Annotated in this window: 18 protein-coding genes and 1 pseudogene; 4 read left to right on the forward strand and 15 right to left on the reverse strand. The window is 72.2% G+C overall.

Annotated features, from left to right (window positions below):
* Window positions 1–9: 9 nt before the first annotated feature.
* Window positions 10–564 (forward strand): CGNR zinc finger domain-containing protein, encoded by a 555-nt coding sequence (locus tag FDO69_RS27530; RefSeq protein WP_104782849.1) that lies wholly within the window; start codon window positions 10–12, stop codon window positions 562–564.
* A gap of 58 nt (window positions 565–622) precedes the next feature.
* On the opposite strand, the gene FDO69_RS27535 is transcribed toward FDO69_RS27530, so the two are convergent.
* The 7 genes from FDO69_RS27535 to FDO69_RS27565 all read right to left on the reverse strand — a co-directional run bounded on the left by FDO69_RS27535 (window position 623) and on the right by FDO69_RS27565 (window position 6,912).
* Window positions 623–910 carry a DUF4190 domain-containing protein gene (locus FDO69_RS27535; RefSeq protein WP_104782852.1) on the reverse strand — a complete coding sequence of 96 codons (288 nt, stop codon included), beginning with the start codon at window positions 908–910 and terminating at the stop codon, window positions 623–625.
* Window positions 911–1,031: 121 nt separating this feature from the next.
* Complete coding sequence (locus FDO69_RS27540; protein ID WP_104782855.1) at window positions 1,032–1,628, reverse strand: TetR/AcrR family transcriptional regulator; 597 nt, start codon at window positions 1,626–1,628, stop codon at window positions 1,032–1,034.
* A gap of 19 nt (window positions 1,629–1,647) precedes the next feature.
* Window positions 1,648–3,711, reverse strand: coding sequence for a discoidin domain-containing protein (locus FDO69_RS27545; protein WP_104782857.1), 2,064 nt, complete (start codon window positions 3,709–3,711; stop codon window positions 1,648–1,650).
* Window positions 3,712–3,959: 248 nt separating this feature from the next.
* Window positions 3,960–4,310: a MerR family transcriptional regulator gene (locus FDO69_RS27550; RefSeq protein WP_104782860.1), complete on the reverse strand. Its 351-nt coding sequence runs from the start codon at window positions 4,308–4,310 to the stop codon at window positions 3,960–3,962.
* Between the two features lie 458 nt (window positions 4,311–4,768).
* On the reverse strand, window positions 4,769–5,002 hold the full coding sequence (locus FDO69_RS27555; protein ID WP_104782863.1) for a CBS domain-containing protein: 234 nt from the start codon (window positions 5,000–5,002) through the stop codon (window positions 4,769–4,771).
* Between the two features lie 41 nt (window positions 5,003–5,043).
* The gene (locus FDO69_RS27560) at window positions 5,044–6,528 is read right to left on the reverse strand and encodes a DEAD/DEAH box helicase (RefSeq protein ID WP_170320955.1); all 1,485 of its coding nucleotides are present in this window, start codon (window positions 6,526–6,528) and stop codon (window positions 5,044–5,046) included.
* 180 nt (window positions 6,529–6,708) lie between these two features.
* Entirely contained in the window at window positions 6,709–6,912 is a 204-nt protein-coding gene (locus FDO69_RS27565; protein WP_020119326.1) for a cold-shock protein, read from the reverse strand.
* A 554-nt stretch (window positions 6,913–7,466) separates the two neighbouring features.
* Between FDO69_RS27565 and FDO69_RS27570 the strand changes: the two genes are divergently transcribed.
* Both FDO69_RS27570 and FDO69_RS27575 read left to right on the forward strand, forming a co-directional pair.
* Window positions 7,467–8,144 (forward strand): DUF4232 domain-containing protein, encoded by a 678-nt coding sequence (locus FDO69_RS27570; RefSeq protein WP_104782865.1) that lies wholly within the window; start codon window positions 7,467–7,469, stop codon window positions 8,142–8,144.
* Window positions 8,145–8,297: 153 nt separating this feature from the next.
* On the forward strand, window positions 8,298–9,677 hold the full coding sequence (locus FDO69_RS27575; RefSeq protein WP_104782868.1) for a phosphatase PAP2 family protein: 1,380 nt from the start codon (window positions 8,298–8,300) through the stop codon (window positions 9,675–9,677).
* Between the two features lie 36 nt (window positions 9,678–9,713).
* Here FDO69_RS27575 and FDO69_RS27580 read toward each other — a convergent pair.
* Both FDO69_RS27580 and FDO69_RS27585 read right to left on the reverse strand, forming a co-directional pair.
* A pseudogene (locus FDO69_RS27580) lies at window positions 9,714–9,974 on the reverse strand (RICIN domain-containing protein); the annotation flags it as partial.
* 248 nt (window positions 9,975–10,222) lie between these two features.
* Complete coding sequence (locus FDO69_RS27585) at window positions 10,223–11,320, reverse strand: DMT family transporter (RefSeq protein ID WP_420878548.1); 1,098 nt, start codon at window positions 11,318–11,320, stop codon at window positions 10,223–10,225.
* 156 nt (window positions 11,321–11,476) lie between these two features.
* Here FDO69_RS27585 and FDO69_RS27590 point away from each other — a divergent pair, with 156 nt between their 5' ends.
* On the forward strand, window positions 11,477–12,397 hold the full coding sequence (locus FDO69_RS27590; RefSeq protein ID WP_104782871.1) for a LysR family transcriptional regulator: 921 nt from the start codon (window positions 11,477–11,479) through the stop codon (window positions 12,395–12,397).
* Between the two features lie 140 nt (window positions 12,398–12,537).
* Here FDO69_RS27590 and FDO69_RS27595 read toward each other — a convergent pair whose 3' ends face one another.
* Genes FDO69_RS27595 through FDO69_RS27620 form a run of 6 tightly spaced genes read right to left on the reverse strand, consistent with a single transcriptional unit; the run spans window position 12,538 to window position 23,464 of the window.
* The gene (locus FDO69_RS27595) at window positions 12,538–15,423 is read right to left on the reverse strand and encodes an amino acid adenylation domain-containing protein (RefSeq protein ID WP_234388141.1); all 2,886 of its coding nucleotides are present in this window, start codon (window positions 15,421–15,423) and stop codon (window positions 12,538–12,540) included.
* Window positions 15,424–15,471: 48 nt separating this feature from the next.
* Window positions 15,472–16,296: an SDR family oxidoreductase gene (locus tag FDO69_RS27600; protein WP_104782876.1), complete on the reverse strand. Its 825-nt coding sequence runs from the start codon at window positions 16,294–16,296 to the stop codon at window positions 15,472–15,474.
* The gene (locus tag FDO69_RS27605; protein ID WP_104782878.1) at window positions 16,287–17,024 is read right to left on the reverse strand and encodes a thioesterase II family protein; all 738 of its coding nucleotides are present in this window, start codon (window positions 17,022–17,024) and stop codon (window positions 16,287–16,289) included. Before FDO69_RS27605 ends, FDO69_RS27600 begins: the two co-directional genes overlap by 10 nt.
* 1 nt (window position 17,025) lies before the next feature.
* Complete coding sequence (locus tag FDO69_RS27610; protein WP_104782880.1) at window positions 17,026–18,309, reverse strand: cytochrome P450 family protein; 1,284 nt, start codon at window positions 18,307–18,309, stop codon at window positions 17,026–17,028.
* Window positions 18,306–19,694 (reverse strand): MFS transporter, encoded by a 1,389-nt coding sequence (locus tag FDO69_RS27615; RefSeq protein ID WP_104782883.1) that lies wholly within the window; start codon window positions 19,692–19,694, stop codon window positions 18,306–18,308. Before FDO69_RS27615 ends, FDO69_RS27610 begins: the two co-directional genes overlap by 4 nt.
* Window positions 19,691–23,464, reverse strand: coding sequence for a type I polyketide synthase (locus FDO69_RS27620; RefSeq protein WP_104782885.1), 3,774 nt, complete (start codon window positions 23,462–23,464; stop codon window positions 19,691–19,693). The genes FDO69_RS27615 and FDO69_RS27620 overlap by 4 nt, the downstream gene beginning before the upstream one ends.

The raw sequence follows: 23,464 nt of genomic DNA on the forward strand, positions 1-23,464 counted from the left end.
AATGGTGACGTGAATCTCGACCATGTCTTCGTCTGCGGGAACCCGGCGCTCGACTTCGCCGCCACGCTCCGAGCGCGCCGTTCGGCGCGCTTCGAGATGTTCGTGACGCCGGACCGCCTGACCGCCTGGTACGTGGAGTCCGGCCTGGTCGACGCGGTCTCGCCCGGCCGGGAGGCCGACGTCGAGCGGGCGAGGGCCGTACGGGAGGCGGTCTACCGGTTGGTCACCGCCCGCCGGCTCGGGGAGGAGTACGACGGGGCGGCGCTGACCGTCCTGAACAACGCGGCCCGTACGCCGCCCGCCGTGCCCCAGCTCACCCCGTCGGGACGCTGGACGCAGGCGACGCCGGACGAGGCCCTCTCCCTGGTGGCGCGGCACGCCGTCGAGCTCTTGAGCGGCCCGGACGTGCCCCTGCTCAAGGAGTGCGGAAACCCGGAGTGCACGCGGACCTACATCGACCGCTCGCGGGGCATGCGACGGCAGTGGTGCGGGATGGACTCCTGCGGCAACAAGATCAAGGCAGCCGCGTACCGCGCCCGCAAGAAGACCACTGCGGCCCACTGACCCGGAGGCCCGGGCACCCACCGGCGCGCCGCACGCCCCACGTCGGTCCGAACGGGCGTCAGCCGCCCACGTACCAGCTGAAGCCGCCGTTGCTGCTGGCCACGGCCAGGAGGATGAGCCACAGGACCACGTCGACGATGCCGAGGATGATGCCGGCCTTCGCCATGCCGGCACCGTTCCTGACCGACGCCTGCCGACGGGCGACGGCACCGAAGACGATGGCCAGCGGACCGAGGATGATGTTCAGGAAGAACAGGCCGATGATGCCGCAGCACAGGCTCGCGATCGCCAGGCCGTTGGTGCGCGAACCGGAGGACGCGGCAGAGGAACCGCCATAACTCGCCATGAGAACTCCCAGTTGTCGATGGCACGGACCGAACGGGCCGCACTCTCCTCACTTTCGACTTGTTTTGTTCGAATGCCCCTCTGTGGCGTTCCCATGACAACCAATTCGGGGAAGGGTCCCGTCAGTTCTCGTGCACCAGCCCGGCGACGTGCGCGGTGACCGTGTCGAGGATGCCCGTCCAGGCCGAATCGTCGCCCAGCACGAGGTAGTTGAGTGTCAGGCCGTCGGTCATGGCGGCCAGGTAGCGGGCCAGGACGGGGACGGGGACGCGCAGGCGCAGCCCCATCGACTGCCGCAGCTGCTCGATGAGTTCGGTGTACGCCTCGGCGTACAACTCGTACTGACGGCGTGCCAGGTGTTCGAAACCGGGCTGGCGCAGGGCGTACTGCGTGAGCTCGTAGGTGAGCATGTGTTCGTCGGGGTGGGCGCGGACGTGGTCGAAGTACGCCCGGAAACCGGCCCGGACGGTCTCCTCCAGGGTGGCCCTGGGCCGTATGGCCTCCTTCACCACCGTCACGTAGTGCCCGGTGATGGTGGTGATGACGGACTCGATCAGCTGCTGCTTGGAGTCGAAGCAGTAGTGGAAGACGCTCAGCGAGACGCCCGCCTCGGCGGCGATGGACCGGGTCGTCGTCCTGGGGACGCCGTCCCGGGCCATCGCCCTGATCGCCGCTTCGGTGAGCTGTCGCCGCCGCTCGGCGGACGGCAACCGTGCCATGGAGCCCCTTTCGTGGCCGTCAGCCGCTGTGGACGCCGACCTCGCGGAGGGAGTAGCCCCAGCCGGTGCCACGCTCCAGACCGTGGACGCGGACGTAACGGGCCGGGGTGCCGGCGAAGCGCGCGGTGTCCAGGCCGCCGTCACCGGCGCTCGTGGACCAGGCGGTCCGCCAGGTCGTGCCGTCGGTGGACAGCTCGATCCGGTACGCCTTCGCGTACGCCCGCTCCCAGTCGAGGGTGACCCGTCCGACGGTCCGCGGGGAGCCGAGGTCGACCTGGTACCACTGGTCGTCGCTCCAGTCGCTGGCCCAGCGGGTGCCGCGGTCGCCGTCGACGGCCCGGTGGGGCTGGTAGCTCGTGAACAGGCTCCACTCCGAGGAACTGGCCGACGCGGCCGAGTTGGCCGCGAGGTCGACTCCGGGCTCGTGCTTCTCGGAGGCCGCCCAGGTGTCGAGGTAGGACTCGGCGCCCCGGAACAGGTCGTCGACCGTGTCCTGGCCGCCGACCCGGCGGATGTCCTCGATCCAGTCCGGGACGAGGCCGTAGTGGGCGGCGCCGTCGGTGTTCAGGTCCCAGGTGCGCTCACCGGTCGTCTGACGGTCGATGACCGAACCGCCGTCGACGCTCTTGAACGGGTAGGTGACCTTGTTCGGCGCGTCCGCCCCGCGCGGTCCCGGCCAGCCGCCGACGCCGTTCATGTCGGTGCCGTAGCCGTAACCCACGCCGTACTTGTCGCGCAGGGCCTCGGTGCGCTTCGCCTCCGCGACGAAGCCCTCGGAGCCGTGCATGTACTGGGCGATGAAGCCGCCCAGGCCGTAGACCCGCTCGGTCCAGTCCATGTCCATCCAGCTGTGCGAGGAGAGCACGCCCGGGTAGGACTCGGACTCGAAGATGTCGAGCACCCGGCCGGTGGCCTTGACGCTCATGTGGTCGATCTCCAGCATCATGCCGCGCTTCATCATGCCGCGGACGGCGTACTCGCCGAGATCGGTGAGCCCCCGCACGTTGCACTGGGCGTCGGCGCTGTACGACGGGACCTCCTCGCCCGCCGGCAGCTTCTTCTCGGCCGCGGGCGCCGCCGCGTTGCCGATGGGGTTGTCGTGCTGCGGGCCGGCGCACTTCTCCGTCTTCCAGTACGTGCCGGTCGACAGGAACTGCCCGACGTTGATGGCCGTCCCGAGCGCGCCCGAGTCGAACCGCACCCCGCACAGGGCGTTGTCGAACTTGTGGCACAGGAACATGCTGCGCACACCCAGCGCGTGCAGTTCGTCGAGTCCCTTGTCGATATCGGCCTTGCCGCACTGCGCGATGTCCAGGACCTGCTTGCAGCCGAAGGGCTCGGAGGTCTCGACCCCCATGACGACCGCGAGTTTGCCCTGCTCGACGACCTTGCGGGCCTGCGCGCTGTCGGTGACGACCCGGAACCAGCCCTTGCCGGGCCCGCCGTACATCCTGTCGACGAAGGCCTGCATGTCGTACGTCAGCTTCGCCTGCAGCCGGATGGACGTCATCTCGTCGCAGGGGCGGTCCTTGAAGAAGTACACCGAGCAGATCACGCCGTTGGTGACGAGGTCGTTGACCAGCACCCGCTGGCCACCGCGCCAGGCCCGCTCGACCCAGGCGTAGTAGTTCTGCTGGTGGGTCAGCGAGTCGTGCCGCGGCCAGTCCTTGAAGGTGGGCCAGCCGTTCGGGTCGTGCTTGCCGTCGCCGCCGTTGGTGATGAAGTCGAAGATCGCGAGCGAGCCGTCGGGGTAGTGCTCGGGGCAGTCCTTGAGTGCGTCGGCCACGCCCTGCTCGGAGAACGCCTTTCCGCAGATCAGGCGGCCGCCGAAGGCCTCGTTGGCGAGGATGTGGTCGTGCGCGTCGACGAACCCGCGCACCTCGCCCCTGGCGTTCGTGCCGGTGAAGGGCTCACCCGTGACATTGATCCGGGAGTCCGGCGCGGGTCGTGCGGTGGGCTCCCACCAGTCGTTGCCGGCCGCCGCACTCGGGGTGGGGCCGAGCGCGATCGACAGCACGAGCAGGAGGAGCGACACCACGGTGGCGTTCTTGCGCCTGCGGTACGGGCATCCGGAACCGGTCACTGCCCACGTCCCTCGGTCGGCGGATCAGCGAGACCCTCTTGTCATGACCTCGCAAAGCGTGCGACGAGAATCGCCACTCCCGCGTGACGAGTCAAGGGTCCGGGACGGTTGACCTGAGGGGCAGAGGTTCACCACGGGCGGGATCCCGGGTCGGACGGGCTCCGGCACCGAGCGGCGCCACAACAAACCCCAGGTCGTCGACCTGGGGTGCAAGGAACGGGTGACGGTCCCGCTGGAGGCTTCGGGGATCAGCCGGGGCCGATTTCGGAACCGCCGGACGCCTTCTGCGCCGCACGGCGGTACTCGGCGTTGATGCGCTGGGCCTCCTCGAGCTGGTCCTCCAGGATGACGATGCGGCAGGCGGCCTCGATCGGCGTACCCCGGTCGACGAGCTCACGGGCGCGCGCGGCGATCCGCAGCTGATAGCGGGAGTACCGCCGGTGCCCGCCCTCCGAGCGCAGCGGAGTGATGAGACGGGCCTCACCGATGGCCCGGAGGAATCCCGGGGTGGTGCCGAGCATCTCGGCGGCCCTGCCCATGGTGTAGGCGGGGTAGTCGTCGTCGTCCAGCCGGTCGCTGAGCGGGGTATCTGCTTCCATGTCACCTCGTAGTACAACGCGTCGAGGGGCCCTGGTGCCGTACGGCACCAGGGCCCCGAAGGAAATTCAACACCATCAGTCGGCCCTTATGCGGTGCCGACCTTCTGTTTCCGCTACCCGGCCCGACTGCGGGAGGGGTGCGGGGATCGCGGCTGCGTGACCGGGGACCACCATCCAATCCGGGGTCTTGCGGTACCCGGACCGAGGGCTTCCCGGGCCGGGCGATCCTGATGGCGTCTGCTCCTCCGTCCTTCCTCGGTTCTGTCTGACCATGTCTACGAGAAGAAGGTTAACCACGGCGAGAAGCAAATGTCTACCCTGACAAAGACAGATTTTGGAGCCCGGTGGGTGCAGGCATGCTGTGACATCCGATGACGTGGCGATATGGCAGTGAGGGCCCTGCCGACGCGCGTCGGCAGGGCCCTCACTGGGTTCGGTGGCGGTGACCCGCCTGTGTCTCAGCTCTCCGGGAGGTCCCGGAGGCGGACCCGGTCCGTATAGGCGGGGGCGTCCCGGAGGACGGTGAGCCGGGCCAGCGTGACCAGGCCCGTGCTCTGGTCGTCCTCGTCGCAGAGGACGAGGTGATCGACCCGCGCACCCGCCATGAGGGACAGGGCCACCTCGACCGTCATGTCGTCACGGATCCGAGGGGCGTGGGCCAGGGAGTGCTGCTGCGTCAGAACCGGCGTCATGGGTGTCTCCTGCCGAGAGGGGATGGCGAGCGGGCGCAGGGCTACGCGGCCGAGCCGGAACCGGTGCGCCGCTGCCCCCTGGGGCGCGCCGCTTCCCCTGCGGGGCGGCCCTGCCCGGCGGGACGGCGTCCCCGGCGGCCCCGGGACCCGGCGGACGCGCCGCGGGGGCGTTCCGCGCGCGGCGCGGGGATGACGACCGGGATCCCGGACGGGGCCTGGGCGCCCGTGATGCGGCTCAGCTCCGCCTCGCCGGAACGCACCTGGGCGACCTGGGGCGTGATGCCCGCCGACGACATCAGCCGGCTCATGCCCCGACGCTGGCCCGGGGTCACCAGGGTGACCACGCTGCCGGACTCGCCGGCCCGCGCGGTGCGGCCGCCCCGGTGCAGGTAGTCCTTGTGGTCGCCGGGCGGGTCCACGTTGACGACCAGGTCGAGGTTGTCGACGTGGATGCCGCGGGCGGCGACGTTGGTCGCCACCAGGACCGTCACGTCCCCGCTCTTGAACTGGGCGAGGGTCCTGGTCCGCTGGGGCTGGGACTTCCCGCCGTGCAGGGCCGCGGCGCGCACGCCGCTGCTCAGCAGGTGCGTGGTCAGCCGGTCCACCGCGTGCTTGGTGTCGAGAAACATGATCACCCGGCCGTCGCGCGCCGCGATCTCGGTGGTCGTGCGGTGCTTGTCGGCGTCGTGCACATGAAGCACGTGGTGCTCCATGGTGGTGACCGCGCCCGCGGACGGGTCGACGGAGTGCACCACCGGGTCGTGCAGGTAGGTGCGGACCAGCCGGTCGACGTTGCGGTCCAGGGTGGCCGAGAACAGCATCCGCTGCCCGCCCGGGCGCACCTGGTCGAGCAGGGCGGTCACCTGCGGCATGAAGCCCATGTCGGCCATCTGGTCGGCCTCGTCCAGGACGGTGATGTCCACGTGGTCCAGACGGCAGTCGCCCCGGTCTATGAGGTCCTTGAGCCGTCCGGGTGTCGCGACGACCACCTCCGCCCCGCCGCGCAGCGCACTGGCCTGCCTGCCCAGGGACATCCCGCCGACGACGGTGGCGAGCCGCAGGCTCACGGCGCGGGCGTACGGGGTGAGGGCGTCGGTGACCTGCTGGGCCAGCTCGCGGGTGGGCACGAGGACCAGGGCGAGCGGCTGCCGCGGCTCGGCGCGCCGCCCGGCCGTCCGGGCCAGCACGGCGAGGCCGAAGGCGAGCGTCTTGCCGGAGCCGGTGCGGCCGCGGCCCAGGACGTCCCGGCCGGCCACGGAGTTCGGCAGGGTCGCCCCCTGGATCGGGAAGGGCGTGGTCACGCCCTCGTGGCCGAGGGTGGCCAACAGCCGTGCGGGCAGGTCGAGATCGGCGAACGACTCGACGGCCGGCAGCGGGGGCGTGATCGTCACCGGCGGGGCGAACTCACCCTGGGGAGCCCTGCGGGGTCCCTGGGACCAGGAGCGGCGCGGGTTACCGGAGCGGCGGTCGGCGCCGTCACTCCTCGGGAAACGGTCGCGGGTACGGGATGTGTGGGCACGCTTCATGCGGGACCTTCCTTTGCGGGCGCGTAGCAAGGAAATCCGCAGCAGAGGAGCGGCGCAGAGAATCTCGAGACGAGCCGAAGTCGATGTGGCCGGGTCGGACCGGCGGGGAAAAACAGCGAGCCGGGGCCCGCACCCCTTCAGGTGCGGGCCCCAGCTGCGAAATATGCGCGAGCGCCGATGTCAGGCGGGCACGATGTTCTCGGCCGTCGGGCCCTTCTGGCCCTGCGCGATGTCGAACGACACCTTCTGGCCTTCGAGCAGCTCGCGGAAGCCCTGGGCGGCGATGTTCGAGTAGTGGGCGAAGACGTCAGCGCCGCCGCCGTCCTGCTCGATGAAGCCGAAGCCCTTTTCAGAGTTGAACCACTTCACGGTACCGGTAGCCATTTTGTTCTCCTTCGGAGGCGGTTTCGGGAATCCACCCTGTGTGAATTCCGTGTCGCCGTGATGATTACCCCGTAGGAAATGAACCTTCTGGCAACCACACCTGCAACTGAGATCGACAGTAGCACGGTGGGTTCGGCCCCACGTCGATCGGAAATTGCGATCCGGTGGAGGGTCGAGGAATACTCGGCGGGCCCTGCTTCTATTTCTCATTTTGCGGGCACAGATATTTCCCTCCGCGGGCGCGGACCTTCCTGTCGCGCCCTCGTGCGCCGGCCCTGTGACCTCCACCGACGGGCGATGAGCCGCTGCCACCGCGATCGGTGGACGGCACGGCGGCCGACGCGCCGCCGCGCCACTCCGGCGACGAAGGTCACATCCCCCGGATGGCCGTACCCGGCGACAACTACGTGGACATGTCACCGATCGGTGACGGGGTGGTGCGGGAACGGAGACGACGGGATCCTCGCGGCTCCCAGCTCCCTCATAGTGATCAAGAAGCACCGCGAGGCCGAACCGACCACGGCCTCGAACCGATCGATGAATCAGGGGATTTCATGTCCGGCAACCGTCGCAAGGCCTTCCTCGTCTCCGCAGTCCTCGTGGGCGGCGCCCTGCTGATGACCGCATGCCAGGACACGGACGAGGCCGCGGACACCGGGGCGTCGCAGGGCTCCTCGTCCGCGTCCGGCGACGCGGCCACCCCGTCCGGCTCCTCGGCCGCGGGCAGCGGCAAGGACTCCGGCGCGGCCGGCAAGGGCTCCGGGGCGACGGGCGGAACCGAGGACGGGGCCGGCTCCGGCGCGGACACCGGCAACGGCAAGCGGGAGCCGGTCGGGCAGAGCTGCGGCGCCAACGACATCTCCTGGAACACCAGGTCCGAGACCCAGGCCGGCGGCTACATCCTGATCTCCGCGAAGGCGAAGCCGGGGATCACCTGCATCCTGCCCGCCGCGCTGCCGACCGTGGCGTTCGGATCCGACGGCACCGAGGCGGGCCCCGCGGAGCAGGCCGTGGGCGAGCAGATCACGCTGAGCGGGAACACCACCGCCTACGCCGGGGTCAACCCCAAGAGCACCGACAGCGACGGCGGCAAGGAACTGGACAGCATCATCGTCGCCATCGGTGACGACGACCCCGAACCGGTCTCCCTGAAGGTCGGCACCATCACGGTCGACAAGCCGGTCGTCACCAACTGGCACACCTCCGCGACCGACGCCGTCCCCTTCAGCTGAACGGCCCCGCGCCCCCCGCCCCCGCGTGGACTCCGCTAGCATGTTCGAACTCGCGGTGGTCCCCCCATCGCTCTCCGTCTACCCAGCCATTCGGATGAATCGGCCAGAAGATTGACAGCCAGGGCATCGCGGGCGTTTTCGCGAATCAGCGGCATGACGTCGTGGGGTGCGTGGCGCCGTCGGCGCGCGGTGCTGTGGGGTGCGGCGGCCCTGGTGGCTCTCGCGTTCCTCGTCGTGCTGGAGATCGCCGCCCGCCGCTACGGCGAGCCCGGCCCCATCACCACCCAGGTGGGGGCCCTGGTCTTCGCCCCCAAGCCGGGCCCGCTGTACGGCGGTCTGGCGCTGATGATGGTGGTGCTCACCTGGCGGCAACGGTTCATCGCGGCCGGCGCCGCGCTCGGTATCGACGCCGTCCTGCTGCTGGTGCGCCGGGCGGCCGGCGTCGAGACGGTCGAGGGCCACTCCCTGGGCACCGGTGCGTTGTGGGTGATGCTGGGCTTCGCGGTCGTCGCCGTCACGCGCCGCACCGGTGACGAACGCGTCCTGCTGCTGAAGGGCGTCGGGCTGGGCCTGTTGCTGGTGGCCGCCCGCAAGACCGGCGACGCCTGGCTGTTCATCACGGCGAAGACCCGCCCGACGGTGCTCGACCAGTACGTGGCGATGGCCGATCACGCGCTGGGCAACCCGTCCTGGGCGGCGGGCCGTCTCGTCGATGCCACCGCCCCCTTCAGCACTCATCTTCTCCAGCTGGTCTACGGCCAGCTCGCGGTGGCCGCCGTCGTCGTCGCCCTCTACCAGCTGCGCGACGTGACGGCCGAGCGCCGCTTCCCGCGCCATCACCTGGTGCGCACCTTCCTGGTGATCGGCCTCCTCGGGCCGGGCATCTACATGCTCTTCCCGGTGGTCGGACCCGTCTTCGCCTACGGCCCGGGCGCCTCCGGCACCGGCGGTGTGGAGTGGGCGACGGCCAACCTGTGGCCGCACACGTCGCTGCCGGTCAGCATCCCGGTCCCGATGACGTACGACGGCATCACACCCCGCAACTGCATGCCCAGCCTGCACACGGCATGGGCCGTCGCGATCTTCGTCCACACTCGCCGGGCCCCGCGGCTGCTGCGGTTCGCGGGCACGTTCTGGCTGGTCGTCACGCTCGCAGCGACCCTGGGATTCGGCTACCACTACGGCGTGGATCTGGTCGCCGGCGTGGTGTTCGCCCTGACCATCGAGGCGGCCCTGCGCGCACAGGAGCGCGGCTGGGACCGGCCGGGCATCCGGCTGGTCGCCTACGGCACAGCGGTCTTCGCCGCCCTCCTGGTGTCGTACCGCTACCTGCCGATGGAGATGGCCACCCTTCCCGAGGTGGCCGGGCCCCTCCTCATCCTGGCTATGACCTCGGTGATCTACGGCTACGTACGGGTCACCAGGTCGTGGGCGACCCGTCCGATCGCCTACGTTCCGAGCCCCACCGAGGCGCCGGACGACCACGAGAGCCCGGCACCGGACACCGCACGCAGGGACGCCGTCGCGGGGTGACCCCACCGGCGTCCCGCCGTCGGCTCGCCGAGATGGTCACGAGGTGGGCTGGAAGGTCCACAACAGGTCGGTGCTGGTCCCCCAGGTCCACTGCTTGGTCACGGACCCCGAGGGAACCTGTCCGCCGCCGTCCAGGACAAGTCCGGTGGACCGGTTGGCGATCGAGTACCGGCCGTTGCCGCGGTCGGTGATCTGCCACTGCTGGTCGGGACTGCCGTTCCAGGCCGCTTGCCGGGCGGCAGCGCCGTCGCCGGTCGAGCCCCAGCCGTCGGCGACCATGCCGTTGGTGCGGTTGACCCGCGATCGCCGACCAGCGTGGCTATTACAGCCGCCCGGGCCTGGTCTTCAAGCCGCTCACGGACGCCCCGGGCATCGACTACGCGTTCGTCTGGCCCACCGGCCACGAGAGGGCCCGGCTACGGGCCTTCGTCCAGGTGGCCATGGATCAGGTCCGCGGCGTGGGTGGCCCGGCGCGGGCCGTGGAAGGCCTGTGGGCGGACGGGGGCCCGGGCACCTGAGCGCCTTGCCCGGGAGCTCGGCGAAGGTCAGCGTGCGTCCTGCGGGACCATGCGTCGGGCGTCCGGGACGTCTGCGGCCGCCCCCTCGGCGGACGAACCCCCGGCGGTCGGCTTCCCAGGCATCGGCGCCCCGGGCACCGGCGCCCCGGGCACCGGCTGTTCGACCGTCCGCTTCCGCTTCTCGGCGCCCCCGGGCGTGCCTCCCTCCGCCGCCTCGTCGACCGCAACCGCCGCACCGGCCGTCGCCCCCGTCCGCCGTGTCATCCCGACGCCCGCGAGGACGACGGCCATGCCCAGCACCACCCGGACGCTCAGGTTCTCGCCCAGGACGACCGCGCCGAGGAGGACGGAGACCACCGGCAGCAGGTAGCCGACCACGGCCGCGTTGGTGGCCCCCTCGTCGTTGATGATCCGGTAGGTGAGGTGGAACGTGATCGCGGTGCACAGGACACCGAGGGCGACGGCCGCGATCACGACCGTCGGTCCCGCGCCGACCGAGTCCAGGCCACCGATCGGCATGCCGAAGGCGGTCAGTCCGCTCGCGGCGACGAGCTGGGCGGCGGACAGGGAGATGGTGGGAGTGCCCCTGCCGACCAGGGTGCGTCCCATGTAGGTGAACGCGACGGCGTAGCTGGCGGCGGCGCCGAGGATGGCAAGGGCGCCCCAGCCGGTGGCCCCGGTCGTCCGCCAGGGGGCGAAGATGAGGATCACGCCGGCGAAGCCGAGCAGCAGGCCCACGAGGCGGGCCGGGCGCATCCCGCGTTCGGAGCCGAGGGCGAGGCCGAGGGCGATCGACCAGAGCGGGGTCGTGGCGTTGAGGACTCCGGCGAGGCCCGAGTCGACGGTCTGCTGGCCCAGACTGAACAGCGCGAACGGGAGCGCGTTGCAGAAGAAGGCCGCGACGACGATGTGGCGCCAGACGGCGACACCCCGCGGGAGGCGCCGGCCCGACGCGTAGCAGGCGACGGTGAGGACGAGTGCGCCGAGGACGCAGCGGACGAACGTGACCTGGAGGGGGGAGAGTCCGCGCAGTGCGAGCTCGATCCACAGGAAGGTGGAGCCCCACAGCAGGGCGAGCACGACCACCCGCGTCGCGCCCCCCAGGCTCGGTGTACGGCTGCTCACGACGCATTCCTCCATCCGGACCGACGGCTCGTTCGATCGCCGGTCCCTCGGACCCGCCCCTTCGAACCGTTCCTCTGAACCCGCTCCCTTGAAGGTGCCTCAGCCGTCTGTTCAGGACAAGCGAATGGTTCTACTCAGCCTGTTAAGCTGCGCTACATGCTCGATGTGAGGCGACTGCAAGTCCTGCGTGCGGTGGTCACCAGTGGCACGGTCACCGCCGCCGCGGCCCACCTGGGCTACACACCGTCCGCCGTCAGCCAGCAGATCGCGGTGCTGGAGAAACAGGCCGGTACGGCACTGTTCGAACGGGTCGGTCGCAGTGTGCGGCCCACTGCCGCCGGTCTGCTGCTCACCGAGCACGCAGCCCTGATCAGCTCGGCGGTCGCCCAGGCGGAGAGCGCCCTCGCCGATCTCCGCGCCGGACGCACCGGCCGCTTGTCGGTCCGTTACTTCGCCACGTCGGGCTCCACGTTGGTGGCCCCCGCACTGGCCCGTCTCCGCGCCGAGCACCCCGGCGTCCGTGTCGACCTTCGACTCACCGACCCGGAGGACCCGCTCCAGGAGGTGGTGCGAGGCCGGGCCGACCTGGCCGTGGTCGTCCAGGCACCCGGCCGCGCCGGCGACGGTTTCCGGTTGGTCCACCTCCTTGACGACCCGTACGCCGCCGTACTGCCCCAAGGACACGCCCTCGCCGGCGAGGAGATCATCGACCTGAACGAGCTGGCCGGTGAGCAGTGGGTCGGCAGCGAGCCGCCCGGGCCGTGCCTGGAGCCGGTGATCGACTCCTGTGCGGCGGCCGGCTTCAGCCCCGACTTCGTCATCCGGAGCGAGGACTACGCCACCGCTCAGGGCTTCGTCGCGGCAGGTCTGGGAGTCGGCCTGATGCCGATGCTGGGACTGCGCACCCGGCACCCCGGTGTCGTCGTACGCCCGGTCCGGGGCCCTGAACCGTTCCGGGTGATCTCGGCGGCCGTACGGGAGACGGCCCTCGAACAGCCCGCTCTGCGCGATCTGCTGGCGGCGCTGCGGTCCGCTGCCCGCGCCGCCGGCCCCGGCGACGACCCGGACGCGGACTGAGCGCCGGACGACGAACAACCCCAGGCCGCTGACCCGGGGTTGCTCTTTCGACGGACCGTTGTTCGTGCACCGGCTTCAGGGCCGTACCACGGGGCGCCCGGACGCCTCACTTCACTGCGCCGCCGGTCTCCTCACCCGGTTCACGCATGCCGGCCCGCCTCGGTCAGTGCCCGGATGGTGGGGGTGCGGAACAGGTCGCGCAGCGGTACGGCAGGCATCCCGCGGCCGCGCAGTGCGGCGCTGATCCGCACGGCGAGCAGGGAGTTGCCGCCGAGCTCGAAGAAGTCGTCGTCGATCCCCACCGGGGTGCCGAGGATGTCGGACCAGATCTCCCGCAGCACCAACGCCGCATCGTCCGTCCCCTCGGGCGCCGGCGCGGCGGGGGCGGCCCGGACCGGGTCCGGCAGCCGCTGCGCGTCGAGCTTGCCGTTCGTGGTCAGCGGCAGGGCGTCGAGCGCCGTGACGGTCGCCGGGAGCATGTACGCGGGCAGGACGCTCGCGGCCCGCTTGCGGACCCCGGCCGTGTCCAGGTCCGCCGGGACGACGTACGCGTCGAGACGGGCGGTGGCGGGGTCGGCCGGGTCGTCCCGGCGGACCACCATGGCCGCCGCGTGCACCTCGGGGTCCTCCAGGAGCACCGAACGGATCTCGTCGAGTTCGATCCGGAAGCCGCGGATCTTGACCTGGCTGTCGATGCGCCCGAGGTGTTCCAGGGTGCCGTCCGGCCGCAGCCGTCCCAGGTCGCCGCTGTGGTACTGGCGGCCTTCCGCGTACGGGTCGGGGCTGAAACGGGCGGCCGTGAGGTCGGGCTGCCCGAGGTAGCCGAGGGCGACGCCCGCGCCTCCGACACGGATCTCACCGGTGACGCCGGGCGGGACGAGCCGGCCTCGCGCGTCCGTGACGTACAGGTGCCAGCCGGGCAGCGCGGGGCCGACGGACTTCGAGCCGGCCAGGGCCAGTTCCCGGGTCAGCGTCTGCGCGGTGACGTGCACGGTCGTCTCGGTGATGCCGAACATGTTGACCATGCGGCACTCGTCCTCCGGGTGCCGGTCGAACCAGCGCAGCAGCATGCGGGCGTCGAGCGGCTCGCCACCGAAGACGACCAGCCGCACCACGAGCGGCGCATGGTCGGTCTCCAGGAGCTGGGAGAAGGCGGAGGGCGTCTGGCTCAGGACGGTGACCCGCTCCCGGACCAGCAGATCCCGGAACTCCCCGGGCTCGCGGGAGACGAGGTAGGGCACGACCACGAGCCGTCCGCCCGTGAGCAGGCATCCCCACGTCTCCCAGACGGAGAAGTCGAACGCGCCCGAGTGGAAGAGACTCCAGACGTCGTCCGGGCCGAGGCCGTAGTCCTCGCGGGTGGCGTCGATGAGCGCGACGACGTTGCGGTGCGGTACGACGACGCCCTTGGGACGGCCGGTGGAGCCCGACGTGTAGATGACGTAGGCGGGGTCGTCCGGGGAACCGCCCGTGGGGAGTGCTCCGGCCTGCCCGGCCGCCGCGGTCAGGTCGTCGGGGGTGACGGGGGTGCCGGCGTCGGCCGGGTACTCCGCCAGCCGGGTGACCACCAGCTCCAGGCCGGCGTCCCGCGCGGTGTGGGCGAGCCGGTCGGCGGGATAGGCGGGGTCCGTGGGCACGTACGCCGCACCCGCCTTGAGGACCGCGAGCATGGTCACCACGAGTTCGGTGGTCCGCTCCAGGCAGATCCCGACCCGGTCGCCGGGCGTGATCCCCCGTGCGACCAGACCGCGTGCCACCTGTTCGGCCCGTTCGTCGAGCTCGCGGTAGGTGAGGACGGAGGTGCCGTCGCCGACCGCCGGGGCGTCCGGCGTCGCGGCGGTGACCTTCGCGAGGGCGTCGGTGATCCGCTCCGGTGCGCCGGGCGGTGTCGCGGTCGGCCGCCCGAGCAACGCGACCCGCTCGCGCTCGGCCGCGTCGAGGAGTTCGATGTCGTCGACGAGCGTGTCCGGTGTCGCGTCCGTGAACTGTCCGAGGACATGCGCCAGGTGCCGCAGGAAGGTCTCGACGGTCCCGGCCGAGAAGTGGCTGTGCCGGTACGCGGCCCACAGCCGGGTCCCCCCGGCGGGCTGCGGCAGCAGGGCCAGCGTCAGGGGGAAGGGCGGCGCGAGGCACGGCAGATACTCCGCCGGGGCGCCGACCCGGAACGTCCGGTCACCGGCGGCCGGTTCGACGAGACCGGCGAGCACCGGGCTGTCGGGCCGTACCGGGCTGCCGGTCGGCACCGGGTTGTCGGGCCGTACCGGGCTGCCGGTCGGCACCGGGTTGTCGGGCCGCACCGGGCTGCCGGTCGGTACCGGGTTGTCGGGCCGTACCGGACTGCCGGTCGGCACCGTGCTGTCGGTCGGCGTCGGCTGTGCCGGCCGGAGGGACGAGGCCGGGGCATCGGCGGGAACCTCGATCCGCAGGGCGCCGCGCCGGTCGGTGGCGACACGGACCTCACCGCTCGCCCCGTGGCCCGCGTAGCGGTGGAGGGTGAGGGCGAGCGCGGCGAGGAGACCGGTGGCGGCGGGGGAGTCGGGCAGGTCGAGTGCCCGGGTGCCCCACGAGGTGTCGCCCCGGCGGCCGCCGCCCCAGTCGGGGGCGGGAGCCGCGGAGGGCGGTGTGACGGGCGCGGCGGACGGCACCGGCAGCGGTCCCGCCGCCCCGGAGACCAGCACGTCGGTCAGCCGGTCGAGACCCTCCCGGTCGAGCACCGCGCGGTGCGCGACGACCACCAGGTCAGCGACGTCGTCCCGGTGGCGCAACAGCACACAACGGACCGACTGCGTCGGCCGGTTCAGCTCCGCGGCCCCCAGCCGCCGTGCCACCGGTTCGCCGGAGCCGACCGCCGTCTCTTCCACCCACAGCCGCCAGGGCCCCACCGCGGCGAGCCGGGCGGTCAGCTCCTCCACGGCCACCGGGCCGCTCAGCCGGACCCGCACGGCATGGCACTGTTCCCCCGCCATATGTCCACCCGCCATGTGTCCACCCACCATGTGCTCCCCCACCACGTGCTCCCCCACCATGGGGTGTCCTTCCTCTCTCACAACGGGTCACCTCTTCCGGCCCGCCCGTCAGCGCGCGGTGAACCCGCCGTCCACGGTCAGTACCGAGCCGGTCACCTGCCGGGAGTCGTCCGAGACCAGATAGACCACCGCGGCGGCGACGTCCTCCGGCTCGATCAGCGCGTTCATCGGCTGCGCCTCGGTGAACGTCTGCTCGTGCTCGCCCACCTGCACGTCCAGGGCGCGGGCGATCTCGGCGAGCATCCGGCCCTCGGCGGTCGCGTCGTCCCGCACCGATCCGGGGCACACGGCGTTGACCCGTACCTTGGTGGGCGCGTAGTCGAGCGCGGCGGCCTTGGTCAGGCCGATCAGGCCGTGCTTGGCGGCGACGTACCCGGCGAAGTGCCGGTAGCCGACGAGACCGGCCGTCGAGGAGACGTTGACGATGGAACCGGAGCGGCGGGCGCTCATCGCGCGGGCGACCGTACGCATCACCCGCCACGCTCCCGTCAGGTCGACGTCGATCATCAGCGCCCACTCGTCCTCGGCGATGTCATGCACCGGCTTGCCCGAGGGGGCCGCGATGCCCGCGTTGTTGACGACGGCGTCGATGCGGCCGAAGCGGTCCTCGGCGAGGGCCACGGCCGACTCCACAGAGGCCAGGTCGCGTACGTCGCAGGCCGCGCTGAGCACCGCGGCGCCGGCCTTGCGGCACAGCGTCGCCGTGTGCTCCAACTGCCCCTTGGTGCCCAGTGGATAGGGCACCCCGGCCAGGTCGTCGCACACGTCCAGCAGCGCGAGGGAGGCCCCCTCGGCGGCGCAGGCGAGCGCGGTGGCCCGGCCCAGGCCGCGGGCGGCACCCGTGACCAGAACGGTCTTCCCGGTCAGACGCACTGTTCCTCCGGTACCCGGTTCAGCTCCTCGGCGACGGTCCGGAGCAGTTGCGGTGCCGACCCGGTCAGGTACATGTGCCCACCGGGCAGCTCCAGGGCGCGGAAGCCCCCGACCGTGGTGCGAGCCCACGCCTCGGCCTCCGCGCGGCTGACGAGGGTGTCGTCGGCACCGCGCAGACTGGTCACGGGCACCGGCAGGGCCCGGTCGTCCGCCGGTACGTACGACTCGTGCATCTCCACGTCCGCGCGGAGCGTGGGCAGGATCAGCTCACGCATCTCGGGGTCCTGGAGGGCCTCGTCGGTGTAGCCGGCGAACTCGTTGACGCGCTCCAGGAACGCGTCGTCGTCGAGCCCGGTGGCGTGGCGGGCCCGTGGCTCGGCGGGGTGCGGCGAGCCGCTGGCGAACAGCCGGACGACCCGCACCTCGGGCACCTCGACGAGGCGACGTGTCAGCTCGTAGGCGAGGACGGCGCCCAGGCTGTGGCCGAACAGGGCGACGCGGTGCGGGCGCGGGCCGCCGTCGAGCGTGCCGAGCAGATCGGTGAGCAGCCCGGCGGCGGCGGTGCTCGCGTCCCGGTAGGGCTCCTCGTCGATGAGCCGCTCCCGCCCCGGGAGCTGGAGCGGCAGGACGTCGAAGCCGAGCGGCTCGGCCAGACGCTGCCACGGACGGTAGAAGGAGGCACCCGCGCCGGCGAAGGGCAGGCACACGAGCGAGATGCGGTCGGCCATGTCAGCGGTCCTGGGAGGTGTCGGCGGCCGGGCGGGTGCCGGCCGCGAGGCGGGCGTCGTAGGTGACGGGCAGCTTCACCAGGCCGCGGCTGGTCGAGTTGTCGAAGAGCCAGTCGATCTCGTCGGCCGGGACGGCGAGGCGCAGGCCCGGCAGACGGCGCAGCAGGGTGGTGAAGGCGATGTTGCCCTCGACCCGGGAGAGCGGGGCGCCGACGCAGAAGTGCGCGCCCTGGCCGAACGCCAGGTGCCGGTTGGCGGTGCGCGTGATGTCGAGCTCGTCCGGCTTCTCGAAGGCCTCGGGGTCCCGGTTGGCGGAGCCCATCAGCAGGTGGACGAAGCTCTCCTTGGGAATGGGGCAGCCACCCAGCTCCATGTCCTCGGCGGCGACGCGCAGGGTTCCCCGGTAGACGGGGGACTCGAAGCGCAGGAACTCCTCGACCGCGGAATCGGCCAGTTCCGGCCGGGAGCGCAGGAGTTCGAGCTGGTCGGGGTGGGTGAGCAGCGCGTGGGTGCCGCTGCCGATGAGGTTGGCGGTGGTCTTGTGGCCCGCGATGATCAGCAGGACCAGGGTGGAGACCAGTTCGTCGTTGGTGAAGCGGTCCTCCTCGTCGGCGGCCCGCACCAGGATGCTGACCAGGTCGTCACCGAGGTTCGCGCGACGGTCGGCGAGGAGGTCGAGAAGGTAGCGCTCGATGTTCTCGCTGGCGTCCTTGAGCTTCTCGTTGGACTCCGCGTCGGGATACGGTGCGCCGCTGAGCCAGTTGCCCCAGGTGTGCAGCTGCGGCCGGTCCGCGACCGGGACGCCGAGGAACTCGCAGATGACCCGCATCGGCAGCGAGAAGGCGAACTCCATCAGGTTCACCTCGCCCTGCTCGGGAAAGGCGTCGATGAGCTCGTCGGTGATCTCCTGGACGCGCGGGCGCAGCAGCTCCATCCGGCGCGGGACGAAGGCGCGGCTGACGAGCTTGCGCAGCCGGGTGTGCTCCGGCGGGTCGGCGGTCAGCATGTTGCGCACCAGGACCGGGCTGGAGTCCTTGACGAGGTCGCGGAACCACGCGGGGGCGTTGTCGACCCGCTTGGACAGCCGCGGGTCGCTGAACGCCTTGAGCACGGTCGTGTAGTCGGCGACGACGTAACCCTCGCCGCCCACCGGGTAGTTGATGGCCTGGACCGGGCAACCGCTCGCGCGCAGCTTTGCGTTGGCGGTGTGCAGGTCGTTGCCCTCGGGGGCGGTGAAGAACTCGGGGGGAAGCTGTTCCTGGGTGCGGGGCAGCTCGGTGGTCATGAGGAATCCCCTTCCTTGTGCGGGGCTGCGGGAGCCTCCTGGGAGCGGCCGCCCTCGGCGGGCGCGCCGGTGGTGGCGGTGTCCGTGTACGCCTCGGGGGGCGCGAGCCCGCGGATGCGCGGGCTGAGGGTGGGCAGGGCGGCGAGGCCGGAGATGACGGCCATGATGGTGAACACCCAGACCGGGCCGGCCTGGTCGAAGACGGTGCCGATGATGAACACACCGGCCGGGGCCGCGATCATCGACATGAACATCACCGCGCCGAGCACCCGGCCCTGCGCCTTGTCGGGGACCATCGCGGCGAGGTAGGCGAGGAACAGCGCGCTGGTGATCGGGCCGCGCAGGAACACGCAGGCGACGATGATGCCGAGCGGCACGAGGCCGGAGACGTTGGCCAGGAGGACGGCGGCGACGGGGCCGATCCAGGCGGCGGCCAGGAAGAGTTTCGCCGGTGCGACCTTCTTGATGACGGGTCCCGCGATCAGTGAGCCGGCCAGGCCGCCGAGGCCCGCGATGGACAGCAGGACGCCGGTGAACCCGGAGGAGGCACCCCGGCTTTCGGCGGTGGCGATCAGGGCGAGGAACACGCCGGAGTGGGTGAACGCCATGTTCGAACCCATGATCCAGACGATCAGCAGGCGCAGTACCGGCTGCCGGGCGAGGATGCGGAAGCCCTCGGCCGTGTTGCGCTTCTCGCCCGGGGTGAACTGCTCCACTTTCATCGGCTTGCGGATGAAGAGCAGCAACACGGTCGAGACGAGGAAGCCGATCGCCGAGCTCAGGAACGGAAACGCGCGGGCCACGCCGAACAGGAGGCCGCCGGCGGGCGGACCTCCCATGGTGGCGGCGAAGTACCGGATCTGGTTCTGGGCCGTGGCCTGGGTCAGCTGGGACGGCGGGACGAGCTGCTTGATGGCGGCGAGCCCCGTCGGGTTGGAGATGCCGAGGCAGGCGGCCGAACCGACGGCGATGGCGAACACGAGGGCGGGCTGGGTCTGGCCGGCGAAGACCAGCACACTGAACAGGCCGAGCAGGGCGACCCGGACCAGGTTGCAGATGATCATCAGCAGCCGGCGGTCCATCCGGTCGGCGAGTGTGCCGCCGGGGATGGACAACAGGCTGGTGGTGATGAGCTGGGCCGAGCCGACGGCTCCCGCGTAGAAGGCCGAACCCGTTGTGGTGAGGATGAGCAGCGGGTACGCGACCTCCGCCGTTTCCTTCGCGAGCGCGGCGAACGCCTCACTGGTCCACAGTGCCTGGAAGTCGCGATTGCGCAGCAGCGGTTTCTCGGTGTCCTCGGGCTTGTCGGTGCCCCCGCCGGCGTCGGTGTCCTGCGGCGCCGGGTCCTCGGACTCGGTGCCGGGAGGTGTCTGCGAGACGGTCAAGAGTCGTTCCTCTCCTTGTGCGGTGGCCCGGACCGGGTGTCCGGGCCGAGTGCCTCGCCGATGCGTGCGGCCAGGTCGTCGACGTACGGCGGTTTCAACATCGACCAGTGGTCGCCGCCCACCGCCGTCACCCGCAGTCCTGCCGGGTAGAGGCCCGCGAGGCGGTGGGCGAGCCGGCCGGCCGCCGGGGGGTCCGTCTCCGCCTTGAAGAGGACGGCCGGACAGGTCACCGGGCGCGGCCGGTGGGCCAGTACGGCGGCCTGGCCCGCGAGGAACCGCCGGCGCGCCTCGGGACTGCGGCGGTGCACTGCGGCCAGGGGCCCGACGCCGAGCAGCGTGTCCAGACCGGCCTTCAGCCCGCCGAGCATGAAGCGGGGGGCCGCAGCGACCGGCAGTGGGTGGGTGTCGGGCACGTATCCGTCCAGCGAGACCAGCAGGTCGACCTCATGCCCGCGCAGGGCGAGCAGCCGGGCGGTCTCATGCGCGACCACCGCGCCGAAGGACCATCCGCCGAGGGTGAACGGGCCGGTGGGCTGGGCCCGCAGCAGGTTCCTCACGTGCGTGGCGGCGAGGGAACCGACCGAGCGGCGCCCCTCCCGGTCGTCGTGGGCCGACTGCTCCAGGGCCAGGACCGGCCGGTCGCCGTCGAGTACCAGCCGCGCGGCCAGGGCCCGGTAGGGCAGGGCGTTGCCGAGGGCGTCCGCGACGAGGAAGAAGGGCCGCCCGGAGCCCTCCCGCAGCGTGGCCACGCCCGGCAGGGGGGAGGCCGGGCCGGGCCGGTCGCCGAGCCCGCGCTCCACCAGCTCGACGAGTCCGCCGAAGGTCGCCTTCCGCATGAAGTCGGTGACGGACACGTCCGCTCCCACCCGCTCGCGGACGGCGGTGGTGAGCGCGAGGGCGAGCAGCGACTCGCCTCCGAGGCCGAAGAAGTCGTCCGGGTCGGCGGCGGTGGTGACGCCGAGGGTCCGGCACCACGCCTCTTCCAGGAGCGACCGCACGGAACGCTCCGTCCGGGGGGCCGGGGGCACGGCTGTGTCCCGGGGGGCCGCGGTGGGGGCCGCGCCGGGTCGTACGGCGGCCGTTGCCCGTTCCCCCCGGGCCGCCGCCGGTTCCGGATCCGGGTCCTCTCCCAGGAACGGGTGCGCGGGCAGCGAGCAGCGCGGCGGCCGGTCACCGGGATCGCCGTGCCGGCTGTCCAGGACGGTGTCGAGGGCGCGGTCCACGCCCAGTTCCCAGAGGGCGCCGATCGCGTCGAGGAGTCCGGCCTCCTGGCCCTCCGGGCGGCCGGGGGCGAACCGGACGGTCCGGTGGGCGGGGTCCCAGCCGGGTGCGGCCCGCAGCGAGCCGGTCATCGACCCGCCGGGCCCCAGCTCCAGGTAGGTGGTGCAGCCCGAGCCGAGCAGCGTGGCCGTACAGGCGTCCAGGCGGACCGGCTCGCGCAGGTGCGCCGCCCACTGCTCCGGGCTGACCGCGGCCTGCGGATCGGCCCACTGGCCGGTGGTGTTGCTGATGTACGGCAGCCGGGGCGGACGGGCGGGCATCGACGACAGATGGTCCCGCACCGCCTCGGCTGCCGGGTTCATGGCCGGCGTGTGGAAGGCACGCCGGGTGTGGACCGGGGTGACGCGCAGCCCGTGCAGGGCGTCCCCCGCGAGCAGGAGGTCCATCTCCGCCTCGCCGCCGGCGAGAACGGCGGACCCGTTGCCGCGTACCGCGACGGTGACGCCGCAGTCCTGCGGCAGCAGGGCTTCGACGTCCTCGGGCGAGGCGTGGACGACGACCATGCGGCCGGGGGCGGCGTCGCGCATCGCGCGGGCCCGCGCATGGACGAGGCCGACCGCCTCGGGCAGCGACCACACCTCGGCGAGGGCCGCGGCGGTGTACTCGCCGATGCTGTTGCCGAGCATGGCGTGCGGGGTGATGCCCCAGGCCACGAGCTGACGGCCGAAGGAGTAGCCGAGGGCGAACAGGCCGAGCTGCTGGTGGACGGTGTCGGAGAACCAGTCGGCCGTGCCCTCGTGCGTCCCGCCCGGAGTGACCACGGGCCCCAGGTCCACGCCGCAGTCGTCGGCCGCGGTCTTGCGGATCTCCTCGAACGCGGCCCGGAACTGCGGCAGCAGACGGTGCGCGGCCTCGCCCGCCGCCTCCTTGAGAACACCCTGGCCGGGGAAGAGGAAGCCGACCTTGCCCAGCCGCCCGGGCGAGCCGAGCCGTTCGGCCGCGCCGTGCGCGGCGCGCAGCGCCTCGACGGCGTGCTCGGTGTCCCGGACGACCACGGCCTGCCGGAACCGGTGGAGGCGCCGCCCGGCCAGGGTCCGGGCGGCCCCGGCCGGATCGGGGCCGTCCACGCCGTCGCGGAAGCGTTCCTCGAGTGCCGAGCCGAGCCGGGCGAGCGCCGCCGGTGTGTGCCCCGTCAGCGGCAGTACCTGCGGGCCGGCCGTTCGCGCGGGCCGGGGGGCGGCGGGTGCCTCGGTGAGGACGACGTGCGCGTTGGTGCCGCCGACGCCGAACGAGCTGACCGCGCCGGCCCGCTCCGCCCGGCCCTCGCGCGGCGCCCACGGCTCGAGCCCGGTGGCCACCCGGAACGGCGAACCGTCCAGTTCGAGCAGCGGGTTGGGAGTCGTGTAGTGCGCCGTCGGGACGATCTCCCGGTGCTCCAGCATGAGAGCCGTCTTGATCAGACCGGTGACCCCCGCGGCCGCGCCGGTGTGACCGATGTTGCCCTTCACGGCGCCGAGCACACACCGGCCGCTCTCCCCGCGGGCCGGCCCGAACACCTCCGTCAGCGCCTGCACTTCGATGGGGTCGCCGAGCCGGGTGGCGGTCCCGTGCGCCTCCACGTGGCCCACCGCCGCGGCGGGAATCCCCGCGTCCTCCAGGGCGTCCCGGATCACCTCGCTCTGCCCGGCCGCGGAGGGCGCGGTGTACGCCATCTTGTCCGCGCCGTCGTTGTTGACGGCCGTTCCGGCGATGACGGCGGCGATCCTGTCGCCGTCGCGCACGGCGTCGGCGAGCCGCTTGAGCACGACGACACCGACGCCCTCGCTGGGCACCGTTCCGGCGGACCGTGCGTCGAACGGGCGGCAGTACCCGTCCGGGGCGAGGATCCCGCCCGGTTCGAAGAGGTAGCCCCACTCGCCGTGCGGCATCACCGTGACCCCGCCGGCGAGAGCGGCGTCGCACTCACCTCCCCGCAGTGCCCGCACCGCCAGGTGCACGGCCGTCAGGGAGGTCGAACAGGCCGTCTGCACGGTGATCGCGGGGCCGCGCAGCCCCAGTTTGTACGCCACCCGGGTGGCGACGAAGTCCTTCTCCCGCCCGATGTACCGGGCCAGTTCGCCCAGCGCGGCATCGTCCCGGCCGGGCCCCGAGCGGTCGGCACCGGCGTACACGCCGATCCGTCCCCGGAACCGGGCGGGGTCGATGCCCGCGTCGTCGACCGCCGTGGCCGCGCACTCCAGGAAGACCCGCTGCTGGGGGTCCATCGCCGCCGCCTCCGCCCGGCTGTACCGGAAGAAGGACCAGTCGAAGCGGCGGGAGTCCTCGATGACGCCCATGGCCGGTACGAAGTTCTCCCGGCCCACGTAGGCGGGATCCACCCCGCGCCGGTGCAGCTCCTCACGGGTGGGGCGGCTGATGCCGTCCCGGCCCGCCCGGATCAGCGACCGGAACGCCCGGACGTCGGGCGCGCCGGGCAGCCGGCAGGCCATGCCGACGACGGCGACGGCGTGCTCACCGGAGGGGGAGGAGGACACGGCAGGGAGGGACAT

The organism is Streptomyces tibetensis (assembly GCF_007655005.1).
In the GTDB taxonomy this organism is placed as follows: Bacteria; Actinomycetota; Actinomycetes; order Streptomycetales; family Streptomycetaceae; genus Streptomyces; species Streptomyces tibetensis.

Bases quoted from the DNA above. Each gene is read 5' to 3' on its own strand.
- FDO69_RS27535 (WP_104782852.1), bottom strand. From the start codon at position 910: ATGGCGAGTTATGGCGGTTCCTCTGCCGCGTCCTCCGGTTCGCGCACC.
- FDO69_RS27540 (WP_104782855.1), bottom strand. From the start codon at position 1,628: ATGGCACGGTTGCCGTCCGCCGAGCGGCGGCGACAGCTCACCGAAGCG.
- FDO69_RS27550 (WP_104782860.1), bottom strand. From the start codon at position 4,310: ATGGAAGCAGATACCCCGCTCAGCGACCGGCTGGACGACGACGACTAC.
- FDO69_RS27555 (WP_104782863.1), bottom strand. From the start codon at position 5,002: ATGACGCCGGTTCTGACGCAGCAGCACTCCCTGGCCCACGCCCCTCGG.
- FDO69_RS27560 (WP_170320955.1), bottom strand. From the start codon at position 6,528: ATGAAGCGTGCCCACACATCCCGTACCCGCGACCGTTTCCCGAGGAGT.
- FDO69_RS27565 (WP_020119326.1), bottom strand. From the start codon at position 6,912: ATGGCTACCGGTACCGTGAAGTGGTTCAACTCTGAAAAGGGCTTCGGC.
- FDO69_RS27570 (WP_104782865.1), top strand. From the start codon at position 7,467: ATGTCCGGCAACCGTCGCAAGGCCTTCCTCGTCTCCGCAGTCCTCGTG.
- FDO69_RS27575 (WP_104782868.1), top strand. From the start codon at position 8,298: ATGACGTCGTGGGGTGCGTGGCGCCGTCGGCGCGCGGTGCTGTGGGGT.
- FDO69_RS27590 (WP_104782871.1), top strand. From the start codon at position 11,477: ATGCTCGATGTGAGGCGACTGCAAGTCCTGCGTGCGGTGGTCACCAGT.
- FDO69_RS27595 (WP_234388141.1), bottom strand. From the start codon at position 15,423: ATGGTGGGGGAGCACGTGGTGGGGGAGCACATGGTGGGTGGACACATG.
- FDO69_RS27605 (WP_104782878.1), bottom strand. From the start codon at position 17,024: ATGGCCGACCGCATCTCGCTCGTGTGCCTGCCCTTCGCCGGCGCGGGT.
- FDO69_RS27610 (WP_104782880.1), bottom strand. From the start codon at position 18,309: ATGACCACCGAGCTGCCCCGCACCCAGGAACAGCTTCCCCCCGAGTTC.
- FDO69_RS27620 (WP_104782885.1), bottom strand. From the start codon at position 23,464: ATGTCCCTCCCTGCCGTGTCCTCCTCCCCCTCCGGTGAGCACGCCGTC.